Source organism: Streptomyces sp. NBC_00576, from assembly GCF_036345175.1.
Lineage (GTDB): Bacteria > Actinomycetota > Actinomycetes > Streptomycetales > Streptomycetaceae > Streptomyces.
The window spans coordinates 8,580,576-8,601,104 of sequence record NZ_CP107780.1; the positions used below are offsets into that span (position 1 = coordinate 8,580,576).

Genomic DNA, 20,529 nt, shown 5'->3' on the forward strand with positions numbered 1-20,529 from the left:
CGCTTGCGTAAGCGCTTACGCAAGCGTTTACGTCCGTCCGGACCGGTCATTCCCAGTCCCAGCCGATGCCCAGGATCCCCGGTCGCAGCCTCGGTTCGACCAGGTGGACCGAACGGTGGCGGGCGCTCACCGGCAGATCCTGGCGGCCACTGCGGGGCGCGGCGGCCGAGTGCTGGGCGAACCGGTGGCAGCGCACCGGCAGGGAACCGTCGTCGAAACGGACCTGGAGCGCGTACTGGCCGCCGGCGACGCCGAATCCGCGCACGTACTCACGGGACACACCCGCGGTGCCGTCCTCCACTGCGTAGCGGAAGAGGAACGTATCGCCTGCGTGCAGCCGCGTGTCGAAGAGGAGTTCGGCGACGAGTACCCCAGTGTCGTGGTGCCGGCGTATCCGCCCTGTGCGGCAGTTCTCCAGGGCGTGGACCGACATGCGGTCCGGCGCGCAGCCGGGGTCGCCGTGGTGCACGGCGACGAACCGGTCGGTGTCGTCCCGGTGGGCGCGCACGATGTGGTGGGACTCGCGGGTGAGAAGTTCGCGGCGTGTGCCGATCCTTACCCGTTCGTGCAGGCCAAGGGTGTGCAGGCCGCCGTCGAGCGGTGCCTCCAGCTCCGTCAGCAGCTGTTCCAGGACTCCGGAGGCCTCCACCAGGGAGCGGTACGAACGCGCGGCGGGACGCTGCGTGCCGGCCCGCTCTTCGTCCCGGGAGAGCAGCCGGATCAGCGACTCGTCCGGTAGCTGGAGGATCTCCTCCAGGGCCCTGACGGCCCGCAGCGACTCGGGGCGCTGCGGGCGACGGGCGCCCTGCTGCCAGTAACTCAGGCTGGTGACGCCGACCTTGACCCCATACCGCCACAGATGGTGCTGGACGCGTTGCAGCGGCAGACCGCGGGCGGTGATCGCGGCCCGCAGGGCCACATGGAAGGGGCCGTTCCGCAGAGCCGTGTCCAGTTCCGCGGTGGCGTCCTCCGCGACGACGTCGTCCGCGTGCGGTGTGCCTTGGCGCATGCAGGGGCCCTTCTGTGAATGATCGCGGCGGCTGGTCGGACCGCACGCGTGGGTCGAACCGGGGCGGCCCGGCGGGCATACGCGGCGTCCTCGCCCCCGTGTCCTCGTGTCCTGGTGTCCTCGTGTCCTCACGGGCGTACTCGCCCGTTCACCGCCCCCGAGTTCCCCCGCATTGAAGCGTGTTGACCAAGGCGGGACAACACCTGAGGCGCAACATGCGCGACTGCCGAGACTCTCACCCTCCCGCCTGCCCCGCCCGGGGACCGGGGCGTCGGTCCACAGGATCACCGCGCTGTCACACCCCGCCAGTAGGGTGTGAGACATGGCCGACCCCTCCAGCTACCGCCCCAAGCCGGGACAGATCCCGGACTCTCCCGGGGTGTACAAATTCCGCGACGAGCACCGCCGGGTGATCTACGTCGGGAAGGCGAAAAGCCTGCGCCAACGCCTGGCCAACTACTTCCAGGATCTGGCCGGCCTCCACCCACGCACCCGCACGATGGTCACCACGGCCGCCTCCGTGGAGTGGACGGTGGTGTCCACGGAGGTCGAGGCGCTCCAGCTGGAGTACTCCTGGATCAAGGAGTTCGACCCCCGTTTCAACGTCAAGTACCGCGACGACAAGAGCTACCCGTATCTCGCGGTGACGATGAACGAGGAGTACCCGCGCGTGCAGGTGATGCGCGGCCAGAAGCGCAAGGGCGTCCGCTATTTCGGGCCGTACGGGCACGCGTGGGCGATCCGCGACACCGTGGACCTGCTTCTGCGCGTTTTCCCCGTGCGCACATGCTCGGCCGGCGTCTTCAAGAACGCCGCCCGCACCGGTCGCCCCTGCCTCCTCGGTTACATCGGCAAGTGCTCGGCACCCTGCGTCGGGCGCGTCTCGGCCGAGGAACACCGCGAACTGGCCGAGGATTTCAGCGACTTCATGGCCGGCCGCACGGGGACGTACATCCGCCGGCTCGAACAGCGGATGACGGAAGCGGCCGAGGAGATGGAGTACGAGCGGGCGGCCCGTCTGCGCGACGACATCGAGGCCCTGCGGAAGGCCATGGAGAAGAGCGCGGTCGTGCTCGCCGACGCGACCGACGCCGACCTGATCGCGGTCGCCGAGGACGAGCTGGAAGCGGCCGTGCAGATCTTCCACGTACGCGGTGGGCGGGTGCGCGGCCAGCGGGGCTGGGTGACCGACAAGGTCGAGGAGGTCACCACCGGGGCTCTGGTCGAGCACGCCCTCCAGCAGCTCTACGGGGAGGAGAAGGGCGACTCCGTCCCCAAGGAGGTCCTCGTCCCCGCGCTGCCCGACCCTGTGGAACCCGTCCAGGAGTGGCTGGCGGCGCGACGCGGATCCGGCGTCTCGCTGCGCATCCCGCAGCGCGGCGACAAGAAGGCCCTCATGGAGACCGTCGAGCGCAACGCACAGCATTCGCTCGTGCTGCACAAGACCAAGCGCGCCTCCGACCTGACGACCCGCTCGCGCGCGCTGGAGGAGATCGCCGAGGCCCTCGACCTGGACAGCGCCCCGCTGCGGATCGAGTGCTACGACATCTCCCACCTCCAGGGCGACGACGTGGTGGCGTCCATGGTCGTCTTCGAGGACGGCCTGCAGCGCAAGAGCGAGTACCGCCGCTTCCAGATCAAGGGCTTCGAGGGACAGGACGACGTCCGGTCCATGCACGAGGTGATCGGCCGTCGCTTCAAGCGCTACATCGCCGAGAAGGAGAAGACCGGCGAATGGGCGGACGGCCAGGAACCCGGCCAGGAACCCGGCCAGGAGCTGAAGGACGACGACGGGCGACCCAAGCGGTTCGCCTATCCGCCGCAGCTCGTCGTCGTCGACGGCGGGCAGCCGCAGGTCGCCGCCGCCCAGCGGGCGCTGGACGAGCTGGGCATCGACGACATCGCCGTCTGCGGTCTCGCCAAGCGCCTGGAGGAGGTCTGGGTGCCCGGCGAGGACGACCCGGTGATCCTGCCCCGCACCAGTGAGGGCCTGTATCTGCTCCAGCGTGTGCGTGACGAGGCCCACCGCTTCGCGATCACCTATCAGCGCGTCAAACGGGCCAAGCGCTTCCGGGCGAGCCCACTGGATGATGTGCCCGGACTCGGCGAAACCCGGAAACAGGCGCTGATCAAGCATTTCGGCTCGGTGAAGAAGCTGCGGTCCGCCACAATCGACCAGATCCGCGAGGTTCCCGGCATAGGCCTGAAGACGGCCGAGACGATCGCCGTGGCCCTCGCACAGGCGGCCCCGGCCGCACCCGCCGTGAACACGGCGACCGGAGAGATCATGGATTACACGGAAGCACCGCAAGACACGGCAGACACGCAGGACGGTGAACCCGAAACGAGGGCGGGTTCCCCGGGGGAGCCCGTAGCCGCGGGCGCCCCGGACGAGCGACGGGGGCAGGAGAAATGACCGAACACGAGACACCGAAGGCCGAGCACACAGCGGACGGCCAGGCAGGTCACAAGGAAGCGGGCGATGATCGCTCGCGGCACGCCGAGGGCCCCGCACCGGGCGCCGCGGCGGACCAGGAACCGCCGGGCCAGGAAGACGGAGAGCAAGTGGGTACGGGCAGCGAGACAGCCGGGGTCCCCGAAGCGGCCATCCCCGAGCTGGTGATCATCTCCGGCATGTCCGGAGCCGGCCGCTCGACGGCCGCCAAGTGTCTGGAGGACCTCGGCTGGTTCGTCGTCGACAACCTGCCGCCCGCGCTGATCCCCACCATGGTGGAGCTCGGCGCCCGCTCCCAGGGCAACGTCGCGAGGATCGCGGTCGTCGTCGACGTACGCGGCAGGCGTTTCTTCGACAACCTCCGTGAGTCGCTCGCCGACCTGGCGGTGAAGGGCGTCACTCGGCGGATCGTCTTCCTGGAGTCGTCGGACGACGCCCTGGTGCGCCGTTTCGAGTCGGTGCGCCGGCCGCATCCCCTCCAGGGGGACGGCCGCATCGTCGACGGCATCGCCGCCGAGCGCGAGCTGCTGCGCGAGCTGCGCGGCGACGCCGACCTGGTGATCGACACCTCCAGCCTCAACGTGCACGAACTGCGCGCCAAGATGGACGCCCAGTTCGCCGGCGAGGAGGAGCCCGAGCTGCGGGCCACGGTGATGTCCTTCGGCTTCAAGTACGGCCTCCCGGTCGATGCCGACCTGGTCGTGGACATGCGGTTCCTGCCCAACCCGCACTGGGTCCCGGAGCTGCGCCCGTACACCGGTCTCAACGAGGAGGTGTCGGCGTACGTCTTCAACCAGCCCGGCGCCAAGGAGTTCCTCGACCGGTACGCCGAGCTGCTTCAGCTCATCGCCGCCGGATACCGCCGCGAGGGCAAGCGCTATGTGACGATCGCGGTCGGCTGCACCGGCGGCAAGCACCGTTCGGTCGCCACCTCGGAGAAGCTCGCCGCCCGCCTTGCCTCGCAGGGCGTGGAGACCGTGATCGTGCACCGGGACATGGGACGGGAATGACGGGACGTACACCGCGGCTGAGCAGGCTGCGACGGGTGACCCCCGAGGGCCGGGCGGCCCGGCCCGTCGAGGCCCGCGGCGCCAGGCCGCGCCGTCGGGGCGCCCAGCCCAAGGTCGTCGCCCTGGGCGGCGGCATGGGTCTGTCCGCGTCGCTCGCCGCACTGCGCCGGATCACCGGCGACCTGACGGCCGTCGTCACCGTGGCCGACGACGGCGGCTCCAGCGGGCGCCTGCGCGACGAGCTGGGCGTGCTGCCGCCCGGCGACCTGCGCAAGGCCCTGGCCGCGTTGTGCGGCGACGACGAGTGGGGCCAGACCTGGGCCCGCGTCATCCAGCACCGCTTCCAGTCCAAGGGCGATCTGCACGAGCACGCGGTCGGCAACCTGCTGATCGTGGCCTTGTGGGAGCAGCTCGGTGACCACGTCCAGGCCCTCGACCTCGTCGGCAGGCTCCTGGGCGCGCACGGCCGCGTCCTGCCGATGTCCGCCGTACCCCTGGAACTGCAGGCCCTGGTCAGGGGACACGACCCGGAGCGGCCCGACGACGTCGACACCGTACGGGGACAGGCGACCGTCGCGTTGACGCCCGGCGAGGTGCAGAGCGTGCATCTCGTGCCGCGCGACCCGCCCGCCGTCCCGGAAGCCGTCGCCGCCGTCCTGGACGCCGACTGGGTGGTCCTCGGGCCCGGCTCCTGGTTCTCCTCCGTGATTCCGCACCTGCTGGTGCCGGAGCTGCTCGACGCGCTCACCGAGACGAAGGCCCGCCGGGTACTCTCGCTGAACCTCGCGCCGCAACCCGGAGAAACCGATGGCTTCTCCCCGCAGCGTCATTTGGAGGTTTTGGGACGACACGCCCCTAAACTCGCCCTGGACGTGGTGCTGGCCGACGAGGCCGCCGTGCCCGACCGCGATTTGCTGACCGATGCCGCGAAGCGGTTCGGCGCCGCGGTCGAGCTGGCGCCGGTGGCCCGGACCGACGGATCTCCTCGGCACGATACGGAGCTGTTGGCCGCCGCGTACGACCGTATTTTTCGGATGCATGGAAGGATCGGCCCATGGCGATGACGGCAGCGGTGAAGGACGAGATTTCCCGGCTCCCCGTCACCCGTACCTGCTGCAGGAAGGCGGAGGTCTCCGCCATTCTGCGGTTCGCCGGCGGCCTCCACCTGGTGAGCGGGCGCATCGTGATCGAGGCGGAGCTGGACACCGCGATGGCGGCTCGTCGGCTCAAGCGGGACATCCTGGAGATTTTCGGCCACAGTTCCGAACTGATCGTGATGGCGCCCGGCGGACTTCGCCGCGGCTCCCGTTACGTGGTCCGGGTGGTCGCGGGCGGCGACCAGCTGGCCCGCCAGACAGGGCTCGTGGACGGCCGTGGGCGCCCGATCAGAGGCCTGCCCCCACAGGTGGTCTCCGGGGCCACCTGTGATGCGGAGGCGGCCTGGAGAGGCGCCTTCCTGGCCCACGGCTCGCTCACCGAGCCGGGACGCTCCTCGTCCCTGGAGGTGACCTGCCCGGGCCCCGAGGCCGCGCTCGCCCTCGTCGGTGCCGCCCGCCGCCTCTCGATCGCCGCCAAGGCCCGTGAGGTGCGGGGTGTCGACCGGGTCGTCGTCCGGGACGGGGACGCGATCGGCGCCCTTCTCACCCGGCTCGGCGCGCACGAGTCCGTGCTGGCCTGGGAGGAGCGGCGGATGCGCCGCGAGGTCCGCGCCACCGCGAACCGCCTCGCCAACTTCGACGACGCCAACCTGCGCCGTTCCGCGCGCGCGGCCGTCGCCGCCGGTGCCCGGGTCCAGCGCGCGCTGGAGATCCTGGCCGACGAGGTTCCTGAGCATCTCGCGGCGGCCGGCCGGCTGCGCATGGACCACAAGCAGGCCTCCCTGGAGGAGCTGGGCGCCCTCGCCGACCCGCCGCTGACCAAGGACGCCGTCGCGGGCCGAATCCGCCGACTGCTGGCCATGGCCGACAAGCGGGCCCAGGACCTCGGCATCCCGGGGACGGAGTCCAACCTCACCGAGGAGATGGCCGACGCGGGCTGACGGAACCTCAACACGCCGGTGCCGGTGCCCACTTCGGGCGCCGGTATCGGCGTTTGTCTGTTGTTGGTGCCCCCTTGACTGGATCATGAACTGTCATGAGCCTGGCATCTGTTCGCCTTTGCGGCGGACCATCGCTAGGGGGGTACATGAGACAAAGAGCGAGAACGATCCTCGCCGCCGGCGCACTCGTGCTGGGCGGCGCGGGACTCGCGCCCATCGCCGTGGCCGCGGAGGACGCCGGTACGCCCGGCGCCGACGAGGTCAAGGTCTTCCGCGCCGAGGTCACGAAGGCGCAGATTCCCCTGCTGCTGGCGGCCGGCCAGGACGGTCACGAACTCGGGGAGCAGGCACCGGAGAAGGGCACGGCCACGGTCGAGGTCTACCTCACCGACAAGCAGGCCGACCAACTGGAGGACAAGGGCGTCGACCTCAAGGAGCACACGCTCACGGCGAAGGCACGCGCGCGCGTGGCCGCTGCCGGAGACGGCGTGTTCCGGCCGTACAGCGGAGCCGGCAACCTCCAGGAGGAGATCCTTCGGACCGCGCAGGAGAACCCGGCCCTGACCAAGGTCGTCTCCATCGGCAAGACCCTTCGGGGGCAGGACATCCTCGCGCTCAAACTGACCAAGGGCGCGAAGAAGACCAAGGACGGCGCCAAGCCGTCCGTGCTGTACATGTCCAACCAGCACGCGCGTGAATGGATCACGCCGGAGATGACCCGGCGTCTGATGCACCACTACTTGGACAGCTATTCCAAGGACAAGCGCATCAAGAAGATCGTCGACTCGACCGAACTGTGGTTCGTCCTGTCCGCGAACCCAGACGGCTACGACTTCACCCACCGGGCCGACGGCGAACGCCAGTGGCGCAAGAACATGCGGGACATCAACGGCGACGGCGCCACCACCATCGGTGACGGTGTCGACCTCAACCGCAACTTCGCCTACAAGTGGGGCTACGACAACGAGGGTTCGTCCCCCTTCCCCACCAGCGAGACCTACCGCGGCGCGGGCCCCGGCTCGGAGCCCGAGACCAAGGCCCTGGACGCCTTCGAGAAGCGCATCGGCTTCGAGTACGGCATCAACTACCACTCCGCCGCCGAACTCCTCCTCTACGGGGTCGGCTGGCAGGTGGCGTCACCCAGCCCCGACGACGTGCTCTACAAGTCGCTCGCCGGTACACCGGAGAACTCCGCGATCCCCGGCTACCACCCCCAGCTCTCCTCCGAGCTGTACACCACCAACGGCGAGGCGGACGGCCACGCGGCCAACGTCAACGGCACGGCGATGTTCACCCCGGAGATGTCGACCTGCCAGACCGCGTCGAACCTCTACCCGGACGACGCCTGGAAGGCGGCCGACTGCGCCTCGGTCTTCACCTTCCCGGACGACGAGAAGCTGATCCAGCAGGAGTTCGCCAAGAACATCCCGTTCGCCCTGTCGGTCGCCGAGTCCGCGGCCAAGCCCGACCAGCCGAAGTCCTCGGTCGGCGTCGACGCCCCGGACTTCACCCCGGCGCCCTTCACCACCTCGTACTCGCGCGGCGCCGACCAGGAGGTCTCGGTCGTCGTACGCAAGTCCGTGCGCGACAAGGAACTCAAGTACCGCGTCAACGGCGGCCGCACGGAGGACATGGCGCTCAAGGCGTGGAAGGGCGGCGAGACCTTCGGCGGTGACGACAACCTGTACTTCGACGAATACCGCGCCAAGGTCGCCGACGGCGACCCGGGCGACAAGGTCGAGGTCTGGTTCACCGGCGAGACGAAGGCCGGAAAGCCCACCAAGAGCACACGGTTCACGTACACGGTCGCCGAACGGCCGCGTGCCGACACGCTCGTCGTCGCCGAGGAGGGCGCGACCGCCATCCAGGCGCAGACCTACGTCGACGCGCTGAAGGCCAACGGCAAGAAGCCGCTCGTCTGGGACGTCGCCGCCCTGGGCGCACCCGACGCGCTCGGAGTGCTCGACCACTTCAAGACGGTCGTCCACTACACGGGCGCCGTACGGCCGGGCAACGCCACTCAGCTCCAACTGCGCGCCTACCTCAACGAGGGCGGCAAGCTGGTCGAGGCCGGCGAGAGCGCGGGAGGCTCCGTCGACCTCGGCGGGGGCACCCTGTCGAACGACTTCAGCCAGTACTACCTGGGCGCCTACTCCCGTACGACCACACCGTCGGTCACCGCCTTCAACGGCTCCGGGAAGCTCACCGGCTTCAACGGCGCCCTCGGCGACGCGCCGGGGAACCCGCTGAACGCGGCCGGGGCCTTCAGCGCCACCTCGGACAACCTGTCCGCTCAGACGTATCCGCAGTTCGCCAGTGCGGGCGCGGGCGGGTACCCCGGAGCCGCCAACCCGTTCGGACCGTACGCAGGCGCCTCCATGGCGGCCGTCACGCACACCGACTACGCCTGGAACCGGCTCACCCGCACCATCGACCTCACCGGGGTGAGCGCGGCCGCCGCGCCCACCTTCCGTACCCAGCTTCTGTGGGACACGGAGGAGGGCTACGACCACGCCGTACTCGAAGCCCACACGGCTGGGGCCGACGACTGGACCACGCTCCCGGAGAAGGGCGGCGCCACCAGCACCACCGTGCCCGCCGAGTGCGAGGCCGGGTTCTTCATCCAGGGCCACCCTGCGCTCACCCGCTATCTGACCCTCGGCTCGGGCGCCTGCACGCCCACCGGGACCAGCGGGTCCTGGAACAGCTTCACCGGGGCCTCCGCGGGCTGGCAGGAAGTCAACTTCGATCTCTCCGCCTACGCGGGCAAAACGGTGGAGATCTCGATCTCCTACATCACCGACCCCGGCTCCGGCGGCCGCGGCGTCCTCGCCGACAACGCCACTGTCGTGATCGGCGGCACGGCGGGCGCGGTCGAGGGCTTCGAGACGTCCCTGGGCGCCTGGAGCACCCCCGGACCGCCCGCGGGCAGCCCCGCGGTCATCAAGGACTGGGGTCTGGCGGGAGAGCTGTTCAAGACGTACGGAGCGGTCACCACCGGTGACACCGTGCTGCTGGGCTTCGGCCTGGAGCACGTCACCGCGGCGGCCGACCGGAAGGCACTCCTCGGCAAGGCACTGGCCGCGCTGAAGAACTGATCAGCCCTGTTCATCAGGTAATCGTGCCGATTCCGGTCGGGTAATCACGGTGCAAAACCTGGGCGGTCCGTACCCCTACTGGCGGGTACGGACCGCCCTGCCGTGTATGGGGCATCTCGATGTCACCACCGGGGCCGCAGGGAGGTAGGGTCGTAGGCGGTCGGGGACATCCCATACAACTCGCCGGCACGTAAGCCGGCGTACCAACGAGGAGATCGGTTCGTGACGATCCGCGTAGGCATCAACGGCTTTGGCCGCATCGGTCGTAACTACTTCCGCGCGCTGCTGGAGCAGGGTGCTGACATCGAGATCGTGGCTGTCAACGACCTGGGTGACACCGCGACCACCGCTCACCTGCTCAAGTACGACACCATCCTGGGCCGTCTCAAGGCCGAGGTGTCGCACACCGCCGACACGATCACCGTCGACGGCAAGACGATCAAGGTGCTCTCCGAGCGCAACCCCGCAGACATCCCGTGGGGCGAGCTGGGTGTCGACATCGTCATCGAGTCGACCGGCATCTTCACCAAGAAGGCCGACGCCGCGAAGCACATCGCCGGTGGCGCCAAGAAGGTCCTCATCTCGGCTCCGGCCTCGGACGAGGACATCACGATCGTCCTCGGCGTCAACGAGGACAAGTACGACGCGGCGAACCACCACATCATCTCCAACGCCTCCTGCACCACCAACTGTGTGGCGCCGATGGCCAAGGTTCTCCTGGAGAACTTCGGCGTCGTCTCGGGCCTGATGACCACGGTCCACGCCTACACCAGCGACCAGCGTCTGCAGGACTTCCCGCACAAGGACCTGCGCCGCGCCCGCGCCGCCGCCGAGAACATCATTCCGGCGAGCACCGGTGCGGCCAAGGCGCTCGGCGTGGTCATCCCGGAGCTGGCGGGCAAGCTCAACGGTATGGCGATGCGTGTGCCGGTCCCGACGGGATCCGTCACCGACCTGGTCGTCGAGACGGAGCGTGTGGTGACCAAGGAAGAGGTCAACGCCGCGTTCCAGAAGGCCGCCCAGGGCGAGCTGAAGGGCTACCTGGACTACACCGAGGACGCGATCGTCTCCTCGGACATCGTCGGCTGGCCGGCCTCCTGCACCTTCGACTCCTCCCTGACCATGGTGCAGGGCAACAGCGTGAAGATCATCGGCTGGTACGACAACGAGTGGGGCTACTCCAACCGCCTCGTCGACCTCACGGTCTTCGTCGGCAACCAGCTCTGAGTACCGGAGCAGGCACTTCGATGTGAGCACAGGGCTCGGGCAACGCAACGCGGCGTTGCCCGAGCCCTGTGGCGCGTGTTGATCGATCCAGCCCCTCTCGGACAAAAGAGCCCTCCTAGGAGTCCCCCTTCATGAAGACGATCGACGAACTCCTCGCCGAAGGAGTCGACGGCAAGCGGGTCTTCGTCCGCGCCGACCTGAACGTGCCCCTGGCCGACGGTGTCATCACCGACGACGGCCGCATCCGGGCCGTCCTGCCCACCGTCAAGGCCCTCGCGGACGCCGGCGCCAAGGTTGTTGTCGCCTCCCACCTGGGCCGCCCCAAGGGCGCCCCGGACCCTGTCTTCTCCCTGCTGCCCGCCGCCGAGCGCCTCGGTGAACTCCTGGACGCCCCTGTGGCCTTCGCCCAGGACACCGTCGGCCCCGCCGCCCACGACGCCGTGAACGGCCTCCAGCCCGGCCAGGTCGCGGTGCTCGAGAACCTGCGCTTCAACGCCGGCGAGACGTCGAAGGACGACACCGAGCGCGGTGAGTTCGCCGACCAGCTGGCCGCCCTCGCCGATGCCTACGTGGGCGACGGCTTCGGCGCGGTGCACCGCAAGCACGCCTCGGTCTTCGACCTGCCGGCCCGGCTGCCGCACTACGCCGGCCACCTCATCGCCACCGAGGTCGGCGTCCTGAAGAAGCTCACCGAGGACGTCAAGCGGCCGTACGTCGTCGTGCTGGGCGGCGCCAAGGTCTCCGACAAGCTCGCCGTCATCGACCAGCTGCTCGGCAAGGCCGACCGCATCCTCATCGGCGGCGGGATGGTGTTCACCTTCCTCAAGGCCAAGGGATACGAGATCGGCGCCTCCCTCGTCCAGGAGGACCAGCTCCCGGCCGTCAACGAGTACGTCGAGCGCGCCGAGAAGAACGGCGTCGAGCTGGTCCTGCCGGTCGACGTGCTGGTCTCCACGGGATTCCCCGACCTGAAGGCCAAGGCGCCCACGAACCCCACCACGGTCGCCGCCGACGCGATGCCCGCCGACCAGATGGGCCTGGACATCGGTCCGGAGTCCAGCACGCTGTACGCCTCGAAGCTCGCCGACGCCGCCACCGTCTTCTGGAACGGTCCCATGGGCGTCTTCGAACACCCCGACTACGCCGAGGGCACCAAGGCGGTCGCCCAGGCACTCCTCGACTCCCCGGCCTTCACGGTCGTCGGCGGCGGAGACTCCGCCGCCGCCGTGCGCATCCTGGGCTTCGACGAGAACGCATTCGGCCACATCTCGACCGGTGGCGGCGCCTCCCTCGAATACCTCGAGGGCAAGACGCTCCCCGGCCTCGCCGCACTGGAGGACTGACCCCGCATGACCACTCGTACGCCGCTGATGGCGGGCAACTGGAAGATGAACCTCAACCACCTCGAGGCCATCGCCCACGTCCAGAAGCTCGCTTTCGCCCTCGCGGACAAGGACTACGAGGCCTGTGAGGTCGCGGTCCTGCCGCCCTTCACCGACCTGCGTTCGGTACAGACCCTGGTCGACGGCGACAAGCTCAAGATCAAGTACGGCGCCCAGGACATCTCCGCGCACGACACGGGCGCCTACACGGGCGAGATCTCCGGCCCGATGCTGGCCAAGCTCAAGTGCACCTACGTGGCGATCGGTCACTCGGAGCGCCGCCAGTACCACAACGAGACCGACGAGCTCGTCAACGCCAAGGTGAAGGCCGCCTACAAGCACGGTCTGACACCGATCCTGTGCGTCGGCGAGGAGCTGGAGGTCCGCGAGGCGGGCAACCACGTCTCCCACACGCTCGCGCAGGTCGAGGGCGGTCTCAAGGACCTTCCGGCCGAGCAGGCCGAGACCGTCGTCATCGCGTACGAGCCCGTCTGGGCCATCGGCACCGGCAAGGTCTGCGGCTCCGACGACGCGCAGGAGGTCTGCGCGGCGATCCGCGCGAAGCTCGCCGAGCTCTACTCCCAGGACGTGGCCGACGCCGTACGCATCCAGTACGGCGGGTCCGTGAAGTCCGGGAACGTCGCAGAGATCATGGCGAAGCCCGACATCGACGGGGCACTGGTCGGCGGTGCCGCACTGGACGCCGACGAGTTCGTCAAGATCGTTCGGTTCCGCGACCAGTGAGTATGCGCTAGCGGAGATCCGTCGTACCCTGGCGGGGACATAGTGGCTTGCCACTATGTCCCCGTCGTCCATCAGAATCCGAGGAAGTTGGTCCAGCCGTGGTTTTGGGGTTCTCGATCGCCCTGATCGTCTTCAGCCTGCTGCTGATGCTGCTGGTGCTGATGCACAAGGGGAAGGGCGGCGGCCTCTCCGACATGTTCGGTGGCGGCATGCAGTCGTCCGTCGGCGGCTCCTCGGTCGCCGAGCGCAACCTGGACCGCATCACCGTGGTGCTCGGTGTGCTGTGGTTCGCGTGCATCGTCGTACTCGGCATCTTGATGAAGGTGAACAACTGATCAGCGGCTGACACCGGTCGTCAAATACCGGTACGACAGCACATTACGCACGCACATTCCGCACGTAAGGCCCCATGTTCGGTACGCCCCGCCAAGGGCGGCCTATCATGGGGCTTGCGTCTTGGTGCAGGGCCTGTAACTCCAAGCACTGGACGCGCGTTGGGCCTTACGTAGACTGAGGCGCTCGCAACGAAGCGAAAACGCCGACTCGCTTCGCGGCACCATTACGCAGGGAGTTACGACCGTGGCAAGTGGCAACGCGATCCGAGGAAGCCGGGTCGGGGCGGGGCCGATGGGCGAGGCCGAGCGTGGCGAGTCCGCGCCACGGCTGCGCATCTCCTTCTGGTGCTCCAACGGGCACGAGACGCAGCCCAGCTTCGCCAGCGACGCGCAGGTCCCCGACACCTGGGACTGCCCGCGCTGCGGCTTTCCCGCCGGACAGGACCGGGACAACCCGCCGGACCCGCCGCGCACCGAGCCGTACAAGACGCACCTGGCGTATGTACGGGAGCGGCGCAGCGACGCGGACGGCGAGGCGATCCTCGCCGAGGCGCTCGCTAAACTGCGGGGCGAGATCTAGAAGTTGACGGCCGGCCAGGCACCGAGAGGTGCCTGGCCGGAGCCGTCTGACGGGGCGTCGCCCAGCGGCTCCCCGACCGATTGTCAGTGGTGCCCTCTACGGTTTGTGAATCGGTGAACCGCGAGGGGGAGTTGTGACGACGGTCGAGATGGCGGGAACGCGTGTGCCCGCGTGGCGCGGGGGATTCGGGCGGCTGTGGAGCGCCGCCGTACTCTCCAGCTTCGGCGACGCACTGCGCACGGCCGCGCTGCCCCTGCTCGCCACGACACTCACCGACAAACCCCTACTCATCGCCTCCGTCACGGCCTGCGGCTATCTGCCCTGGCTCGTCTTCGGACTGCTCGGCGGTGCCGTCGCGGACCGCGTCGACCAGCGGCGCGCCATGTGGACGGTGGATGCGGTACGAGGGCTGCTGGTCGCCTGCTTCGCCGTGGCTGTCGGCCTGGGGCACGCCTCGATCGGCCTGCTCATCGCCCTGGCCTTCGCACTGACCACGCTCCAGACCCTCTTCGACAACGCCTCGACAGCCCTGCTGCCGGCCCTGGTGGACAAGGAGGCGCTCGGCGGCGCGAACGCCCGCCTGATGACCGGTCAGCGCATCGCGGGCGGTCTGCTCGCCGGGCCGCTGGTGCCTGTACTGATCGTGCTGGGCGCAGCCGTCCCCTTCGCGGCCGATGCCGTCACCTTCCTGGTCGGGGCGGCCCTGGTCGCCTCGCTGCGGCCCGATGTGCCCGTGCGGGCGCCGAGACCGGCGGGCAGCACCTTGCGGGGCGAGATCGCGGCCGGCCTGCGCACCCTGTGGCACGACGGGCCGCTGCGTGGCCTGTGCGCGGCCACGGCACTGTGCAACGTGGGCATGGGCGCCCTCATCGCCACGATGGTGCTGTTGGTGACCGGCTGGCTGGACGCGGGCAACGCGGGGTACGCGGCGGCGATGACCGCGTACACGGTCGGCAGCCTCGCCGGCGGCGTGCTGAACGGTCGTCTCGTGGACCGACTCGGACGGATACGGGCCGTCGTGCTCGCCGGTACGGTGCAGATCGGCGCGCTGGTCGTCATGGGCTCGGTGCGCAGCCTGACCGCGCTGGTCATCGCCTTGGCGGTGTTCGGGCTCATGGGAATGGTGTGGAACGTCAACACGACGACCCTGATGCAGAGCCGCAGCCCCGCAGCGATGCTGGGCCGGGTCAGCTCGGCCTTCCGCACGCTTGCGGTCGCCGGAGCCCCGCTGGGCGCGCTACTGGGCGGAGCCGTCGCGACGGCGTGGGGACTCAACACGCCTGCGCTGCTCGCCGCCGCTTTCTTCGTCCTGTCGGTCACCGCGCTGATACCGGCGCTGAAGTCGGACGTATCTGTTGTTGGACCGGATGACGGTACGACGACAGCTCGACCGACAAGCTGATCAATTAGGTTGGGACCGGTCGGGGGCCCAGGCAGGAAAGAGGCGGAAGTCCGAGATGAACGCAGACAGCCGTAGCAGGCTCAACCAGACGCCCGAGTGGACGGCTCTGGCCAAGCACCGTGAGGAACTGGCGGACACCCATCTGCGGGACCTGTTCGCGACCGACCCCGGGCGCGGCGCCGGTTACACACTCCAGGTCGGTGACCTGCACATCGACTACTCCAAGCACCTCGTCACCGACGAGACGCTGCGGCTGCTGCGAGAGCTGGCCGCCGCGACGGACGTGTTCGGGCTGCGGGACGCCATGCTCCGGGGCGAGCGGATCAACACGACCGAGGACCGTGCGGTGCTGCACACCGCGCTGCGGGCACCGCGGGACGCGGTGATCGAGGTCGACGGGGAGAACGTCGTGCCGGGGGTGCACGCGGTCCTGGACAGGATGGCCGGCTTCGCGGACCGGGTGCGGTCCGGTGAGTGGACCGGGTACACCGGTCGGCGTATCAAGAACGTCGTCAACATCGGCATCGGCGGCTCGGACCTCGGTCCTGCGATGGCGTACGAGGCGCTGCGGGCGTTCACGGCACGGGAGTTGACGTTCCGGTTCGTGTCGAACGTCGACGGTGCGGATCTGCACGAGGCGGTGCGGGACCTGGATCCGGCGGAGACGCTGTTCATCGTCGCGTCGAAGACGTTCACGACGATCGAGACGATCACGAACGCGACCTCGGCCCGTTCCTGGCTCCTTGCGGGTCTGGGCGGCGACGACAAGGCGGTCGCCAGGCACTTCGTGGCGCTGTCGACGAACTCCGGGAAGGTGTCGGACTTCGGCATCGACACGGACAACATGTTCGAGTTCTGGGACTGGGTCGGCGGACGGTACTCGTACGACTCGGCGATCGGGCTGTCGCTGATGATCGCGATCGGGCCGGAGCGGTTCCGGGAGATGCTGGACGGTTTCGCGCTGGTCGACGACCACTTCCGCACGGCTCCGGCGGAGGCCAACGCACCTTTGCTGCTGGGCCTGTTGGGCATCTGGTACGGGAACTTCTTCGGTGCGCAGTCGCATGCTGTGCTGCCCTACTCGCACTATCTGTCCAAGTTCACCGCGTACTTGCAGCAGCTGGACATGGAGTCCAACGGCAAGTCGGTCGACCGCGACGGCAACCCGGTGGAGTGGGAGACCGGGCCGGTGGTGTGGGGCACGCCCGGCACGAATGGGCAGCACGCCTACTACCAGTTGATCCACCAGGGGACGAAGCTGATCCCGGCGGACTTCATCGGCTTCGCCGAGCCGGTCGCCGAGCTGAGCGACGAACTCAAGGGCCAGCACGACCTGTTGATGGCCAACTTCTTCGCGCAGACCCAGGCACTGGCCTTCGGCAAGACGCCGGAGGAAGTGCGGGCGGAGGGGGTGCCCGAGGAGTTGGTGGCGCACAAGACGTTCCGGGGCAACCATCCGACGACGACTGTGCTGGCGCGGGAGTTGACTCCGTCGGTGCTGGGCCAGTTGATCGCGTTGTACGAGCACAAGGTGTTCGTACAGGGGGCGGTGTGGAACATCGACTCGTTCGACCAGTGGGGGGTTGAGCTGGGGAAGGTGCTGGCGAAGCGGGTTGAGCCGGCGTTGACGGAGGGGGTGGAGGTGCCGGGGTTGGATGCGTCCACGGTGGCGCTCGTTGGTAGGTATCGGGAGCTGCGGGGGAGGTAGGGGTTGTTTTCGCCCCCGCCGCCCCTACCCGTCCCATCCCGTACCTGGGGGCTGCCGCCCCCAGACCCCCGCTTCGGCCCTGAACGGGCCTTGTCCTCAAACGCCGGACGGGCTGAAAGATCCAGCCCGTCCGGCGTTTGAGTAGTGATCAGGGGGACGCCGGTGGGTACAGCGTCCTCGGGAGTTGGGATGCTGCCGGTGCGTCCAGTAGCCACAGGGTGCGCTGTCTGCCGTATGCGCCCGCCGCCGGGGCCTGGATCTCGCCTGCGCCCGACAGGGCTATGGCCGCCGCCCCGGCCTTGTCCTCGCCCGCCGCCAGCAGCCATACCTCGCGGGCCGCGCGGATCGCCGGGAGGGTGAGGGTGACCCGGGTCGGAGGGGGTTTCGGGGCGCCGTGGACGCCTACGACCGTGCGGCCGGTTTCCCGGACCGCGGGCAGCTCCGGGAAGAGCGACGCCACGTGTGTGTCCGGGCCCACACCCAGCATCAGGACGTCGAAGGTGGGGACCGGGCTGCCCGCGGCGCTAGCCGCTGACCTCATCGTCTCGGGGCCCGCCGCCTTGGCCAGTTCCGCCGCGTACCCCTCCGCCGCCGCGTCCACGTCGGAGCCGTACGGGCCGTCCGACGCGGGCATGGCGTGGACGCGGGTCGGGTCCAGTGGCACCGCGTCCAGCAGTGCCTCCTTCGCCTGGGTGACGTTGCGGTCCGGGTCGCCCTCGGGCAGGAAGCGTTCGTCGCCCCACCACAGGTCGAGGCGGGTCCAGTCGATGGCGTCCCGGGCGGGCGCGGCGGCCAGCGCGGCCAACAGGCCGTTGCCGTTGCGCCCGCCCGTGAGGACCACCGACGCCGAGCCCCGCGAGGCCTGTGCGTCCACGATCTTCGTGATCAGGCGGGCCGCCGCGGCCTCGGCCATCAGCTCCTTGTCACGGTGGACGACGAGCTGCGGTGCCGTACTCACTTCGCGGCCGCCTTCTTCACCGGCGGCATCAGAGCCGGAGTCGCCCTGTCCGAGGACTCCGCCGGGGTCTCCCTCCTGGCCGGTTCCAGTGCCAGTGCCGACGCCGGTGCCGGTGCCGGTGTTTCGGGTGCCGTCGAACCGGCAAGCCGCTCCACCCCGTACCGCAGCGCCGACGCGTACGTGTCGTCCGGGTCCAGGCGTCGCAGCTCCTCAGCCATCAGCTCGGCCGTCTCACGGCGCTTGAGCGCCACCGCGCGGTCGGGCTGACCCTGGATGGAGAGAGTCGCCAGGGAACCGTCGGCACGGTCGAGGGTGATGGGGCCCGTGCTCGTCCTCATCCGGACCGCCGTCAGGCCGGGGCCCGAGGACAGGGAGCGCTTCACCGGGACGTCCAGACGGTCCGCCAGCCACATCGCCAGCAGCTCGCAGCTCGGGTTGAACTCCTCGCCCTCCACCTCGACCGCGTCCACCTCGCAGGTGACCTGGTCCAGGGCGGCGGCCAGCATCGAGCGCCACGGGGTGATACGCGTCCACGAGAGGTCGGTGTCGCCCGGCGTGTACGCGTCCGCGCGCGCCGCGAGTTCCCGTACCGGCTGCTCGGCCGCGTACGTGTCCGTCACCCTGCGCTGGGCCAGGGCGCCCAGCGGGTCCTTCGCCGGGTCCTGCGGGGCGTTCACCGGCCACCAGACGACCACCGGGGCGTCCGGCAGCAACAGGGGCAGCACCACCGAGTCGGCGTGGTCGACGACCTCGCCGTACATGCGCAGGACGACCGTCTCGCCGGAGCCCGCGTCCGCGCCCACCTTGACCTCGGCGTCCAGACGGGACGTCGTACGGTCGCGAGGGGAGCGGGAGACCCGCTTGACGACGACCAGGGTGCGCGAGGGGTGCTCGAGCGAGGCGTCGTTCGCCGCCTTCAGGGCGTCGTACGCGTTCTCCTCGTCCGTGACGATGACGAGGGTGAGGACCATGCCGACGGCCGGTGTGCCGATGGCCCGACGGCCCTGCACCAGCGCCTTGTTGACCTTGCTGGCCGTGGTGTCCGTGAGGTCTATTTTCATGGGCGCCGCCAGCTCCGTCCGTCTCGTTCGAGCATTTCGTCCGCCTCGACGGGGCCCCACGTGCCCGAGGGGTACTGCGCGGGCTTGCCGTGCTTGTCCCAGTACTGCTCGATCGGGTCGAGGATCCGCCAGGACAGCTCGACCTCCTCGGTGCGCGGGAACAGGTTCGAGTCGCCGAGGAGGACGTCCAGGATCAGGCGCTCGTACGCCTCCGGGCTCGACTCCGTGAACGACTCGCCGTACGCGAAGTCCATGGACACGTCCCGGATCTCCATCGAGGTGCCGGGCACCTTGGAGCCGAAGCGGACCGTGATGCCCTCGTCGGGCTGGACGCGGATGACGATCGCGTTCTGGCCCAGTTCCTCCGTCGCCGTGTGGTCGAAGGGGGAGTGGGGCGCCCGCTGGAACACGACCGCGATCTCCGTCACCCGGCGGCCCAGACGCTTGCCGGTGCGGAGGTAGAAGGGGACGCCCGCCCAGCGGCGGTTGTCGACCTCGACCTTGATCGCCGCGTAGGTGTCGGTCTTCGACTTGGGGTCGATGCCGTCTTCCTGGAGGTAGCCGATGGCCTTCTCGCCACCCTGCCAGCCCGCCGCGTACTGCCCGCGGACCGTGTCCTTGCCCAGGTCGTGCGGCAGCTTGACCGCGCCGAGGACCTTGGTCTTCTCGGCGGCCAGCGCGTCCGCGTCGAAGGAGGCCGGCTCCTCCATGGCCGTGAGGGCCATCAGCTGGAGAAGGTGGTTCTGGATGACGTCACGGGCCGCGCCGATGCCGTCGTAGTAGCCGGCCCGGCCGCCGATGCCGATGTCCTCGGCCATCGTGATCTGCACATGGTCCACGAAGGACCGGTTCCAGATCGGCTCGAACATCTGGTTGGCGAAGCGGAGCGCCAGGATGTTCTGGACGGTCTCCTTGCCGAGGTAGTGGTCGATCCGGAAGACCTGGTCCGGGGCGAAGACCTCCTCGACGGTCGCGTTGAGCTCCTCGGCCGACTTGAGGTCGTGCCCGAAGGGCTTCTCGATGACCGCACGCCGCCAGGAACCGTTGTCCTGGTCCGCCAGACCGTGCTTCTTCAGCTGCTTGATGACCACCGGGAAGGCGGACGGCGGCACGGAGAGGTAGAAGGCGAAGTTGCCGCCCGTCCCCTGCGCCTTGTCCAGCTCCTGGATCGTCGAGCGCAGCCGCTCGAAGGACTCGTCGTCGTCGAAGGTGCCCTGGACGAAGCGCATCCCCTGGATGAGCTGCTGCCAGACCTCCTCACGGAACGGCGTACGGGCGTGCTCCTTGACTGCGTCGTGGACCTCCGCCGCGAAGTCCTCGTCCGCCCATTCGCGCCGGGCGAACCCGACGAGGGAGAAACCTGGCGGCAGCAACCCGCGGTTGGCGAGGTCGTACACCGCAGGCATCAGCTTTTTGCGTGACAGGTCGCCGGTGACCCCGAAGATGACCAGGCCCGACGGCCCCGCGATACGCGGGAGCCGTCGGTCTGCGGGGTCACGCAGCGGGTTGCTGCTTGACAAGG

General features: G+C 69.3%; 16 protein-coding genes. 12 read left to right on the forward strand and 4 right to left on the reverse strand.

Translation table 11 applies throughout. The annotated features are described in order from the left end of the window. Positions 1–46: 46 nt before the first annotated feature. A complete protein-coding gene (locus OG734_RS37360) occupies positions 47–1,009 on the reverse strand; it encodes a hypothetical protein (RefSeq protein WP_330291845.1) in 963 nt (320 codons plus the stop codon). Between the two features lie 322 nt (positions 1,010–1,331). Here OG734_RS37360 and uvrC point away from each other — a divergent pair, with 322 nt between their 5' ends. The 12 genes from uvrC (at position 1,332) to pgi (ending at position 16,988) form a co-directional block, all read left to right on the forward strand. After that, positions 1,332–3,425, forward strand: coding sequence for an excinuclease ABC subunit UvrC (uvrC, locus tag OG734_RS37365; RefSeq protein WP_330291846.1), 2,094 nt, complete (start codon positions 1,332–1,334; stop codon positions 3,423–3,425). Further along, positions 3,422–4,474 (forward strand): RNase adapter RapZ, encoded by a 1,053-nt coding sequence (gene rapZ / locus OG734_RS37370; protein WP_330291847.1) that lies wholly within the window; start codon positions 3,422–3,424, stop codon positions 4,472–4,474. Before uvrC ends, rapZ begins: the two co-directional genes overlap by 4 nt. Further along, positions 4,471–5,538: a gluconeogenesis factor YvcK family protein gene (locus OG734_RS37375; protein ID WP_330291848.1), complete on the forward strand. Its 1,068-nt coding sequence runs from the start codon at positions 4,471–4,473 to the stop codon at positions 5,536–5,538. The genes rapZ and OG734_RS37375 overlap by 4 nt, the downstream gene beginning before the upstream one ends. Then, positions 5,529–6,512, forward strand: a complete 984-nt coding sequence (gene whiA / locus OG734_RS37380) for a DNA-binding protein WhiA (RefSeq protein WP_053744887.1) — start codon at positions 5,529–5,531, stop codon at positions 6,510–6,512. Before OG734_RS37375 ends, whiA begins: the two co-directional genes overlap by 10 nt. 146 nt (positions 6,513–6,658) lie before the next feature. Continuing rightward, complete coding sequence (locus OG734_RS37385; RefSeq protein WP_330291849.1) at positions 6,659–9,610, forward strand: M14 family metallopeptidase; 2,952 nt, start codon at positions 6,659–6,661, stop codon at positions 9,608–9,610. 222 nt (positions 9,611–9,832) lie between these two features. Then, positions 9,833–10,837, forward strand: a complete 1,005-nt coding sequence (gene gap / locus OG734_RS37390; protein WP_330291850.1) for a type I glyceraldehyde-3-phosphate dehydrogenase — start codon at positions 9,833–9,835, stop codon at positions 10,835–10,837. Positions 10,838–10,968: 131 nt separating this feature from the next. Continuing rightward, positions 10,969–12,180, forward strand: a complete 1,212-nt coding sequence (locus OG734_RS37395; RefSeq protein WP_330291851.1) for a phosphoglycerate kinase — start codon at positions 10,969–10,971, stop codon at positions 12,178–12,180. A 6-nt stretch (positions 12,181–12,186) separates the two neighbouring features. After that, on the forward strand, positions 12,187–12,963 hold the full coding sequence (tpiA, locus tag OG734_RS37400) for a triose-phosphate isomerase (protein ID WP_330291852.1): 777 nt from the start codon (positions 12,187–12,189) through the stop codon (positions 12,961–12,963). Between the two features lie 98 nt (positions 12,964–13,061). Next, positions 13,062–13,298, forward strand: a complete 237-nt coding sequence (gene secG / locus OG734_RS37405; protein WP_164316238.1) for a preprotein translocase subunit SecG — start codon at positions 13,062–13,064, stop codon at positions 13,296–13,298. 244 nt (positions 13,299–13,542) lie between these two features. Beyond that, complete coding sequence (locus OG734_RS37410; protein ID WP_003957010.1) at positions 13,543–13,878, forward strand: RNA polymerase-binding protein RbpA; 336 nt, start codon at positions 13,543–13,545, stop codon at positions 13,876–13,878. 133 nt (positions 13,879–14,011) lie between these two features. Next, on the forward strand, positions 14,012–15,280 hold the full coding sequence (locus OG734_RS37415) for an MFS transporter (protein ID WP_330291853.1): 1,269 nt from the start codon (positions 14,012–14,014) through the stop codon (positions 15,278–15,280). A gap of 55 nt (positions 15,281–15,335) precedes the next feature. After that, positions 15,336–16,988 (forward strand): glucose-6-phosphate isomerase, encoded by a 1,653-nt coding sequence (gene pgi / locus OG734_RS37420; RefSeq protein ID WP_330291854.1) that lies wholly within the window; start codon positions 15,336–15,338, stop codon positions 16,986–16,988. Between the two features lie 148 nt (positions 16,989–17,136). On the opposite strand, the gene pgl is transcribed toward pgi, so the two are convergent. The 3 genes from pgl to zwf are packed head-to-tail and all read right to left on the reverse strand — an operon-like array spanning position 17,137 to position 20,527. Further along, positions 17,137–17,901 (reverse strand): 6-phosphogluconolactonase, encoded by a 765-nt coding sequence (gene pgl, locus OG734_RS37425; protein WP_443065124.1) that lies wholly within the window; start codon positions 17,899–17,901, stop codon positions 17,137–17,139. A gap of 41 nt (positions 17,902–17,942) precedes the next feature. Beyond that, positions 17,943–19,007, reverse strand: coding sequence for a glucose-6-phosphate dehydrogenase assembly protein OpcA (gene opcA, locus OG734_RS37430; protein WP_330291856.1), 1,065 nt, complete (start codon positions 19,005–19,007; stop codon positions 17,943–17,945). After that, on the reverse strand, positions 19,004–20,527 hold the full coding sequence (zwf, locus tag OG734_RS37435; protein WP_330291857.1) for a glucose-6-phosphate dehydrogenase: 1,524 nt from the start codon (positions 20,525–20,527) through the stop codon (positions 19,004–19,006). The genes opcA and zwf overlap by 4 nt, the downstream gene beginning before the upstream one ends. Positions 20,528–20,529: the final 2 nt, after the last annotated feature.

Coding starts and splice junctions, on each gene's coding strand:
- pgl (WP_443065124.1), bottom strand. CDS start 17,901: ATGGCCGAGGCCGCGGCGGCCCGCCTGATCACGAAGATCGTGGACGCA.
- whiA (WP_053744887.1), top strand. CDS start 5,529: ATGGCGATGACGGCAGCGGTGAAGGACGAGATTTCCCGGCTCCCCGTC.
- tpiA (WP_330291852.1), top strand. CDS start 12,187: ATGACCACTCGTACGCCGCTGATGGCGGGCAACTGGAAGATGAACCTC.
- pgi (WP_330291854.1), top strand. CDS start 15,336: ATGAACGCAGACAGCCGTAGCAGGCTCAACCAGACGCCCGAGTGGACG.
- OG734_RS37375 (WP_330291848.1), top strand. CDS start 4,471: ATGACGGGACGTACACCGCGGCTGAGCAGGCTGCGACGGGTGACCCCC.
- OG734_RS37360 (WP_330291845.1), bottom strand. CDS start 1,009: ATGCGCCAAGGCACACCGCACGCGGACGACGTCGTCGCGGAGGACGCC.
- opcA (WP_330291856.1), bottom strand. CDS start 19,007: ATGAAAATAGACCTCACGGACACCACGGCCAGCAAGGTCAACAAGGCG.
- OG734_RS37385 (WP_330291849.1), top strand. CDS start 6,659: ATGAGACAAAGAGCGAGAACGATCCTCGCCGCCGGCGCACTCGTGCTG.
- OG734_RS37395 (WP_330291851.1), top strand. CDS start 10,969: ATGAAGACGATCGACGAACTCCTCGCCGAAGGAGTCGACGGCAAGCGG.
- uvrC (WP_330291846.1), top strand. CDS start 1,332: ATGGCCGACCCCTCCAGCTACCGCCCCAAGCCGGGACAGATCCCGGAC.
- rapZ (WP_330291847.1), top strand. CDS start 3,422: ATGACCGAACACGAGACACCGAAGGCCGAGCACACAGCGGACGGCCAG.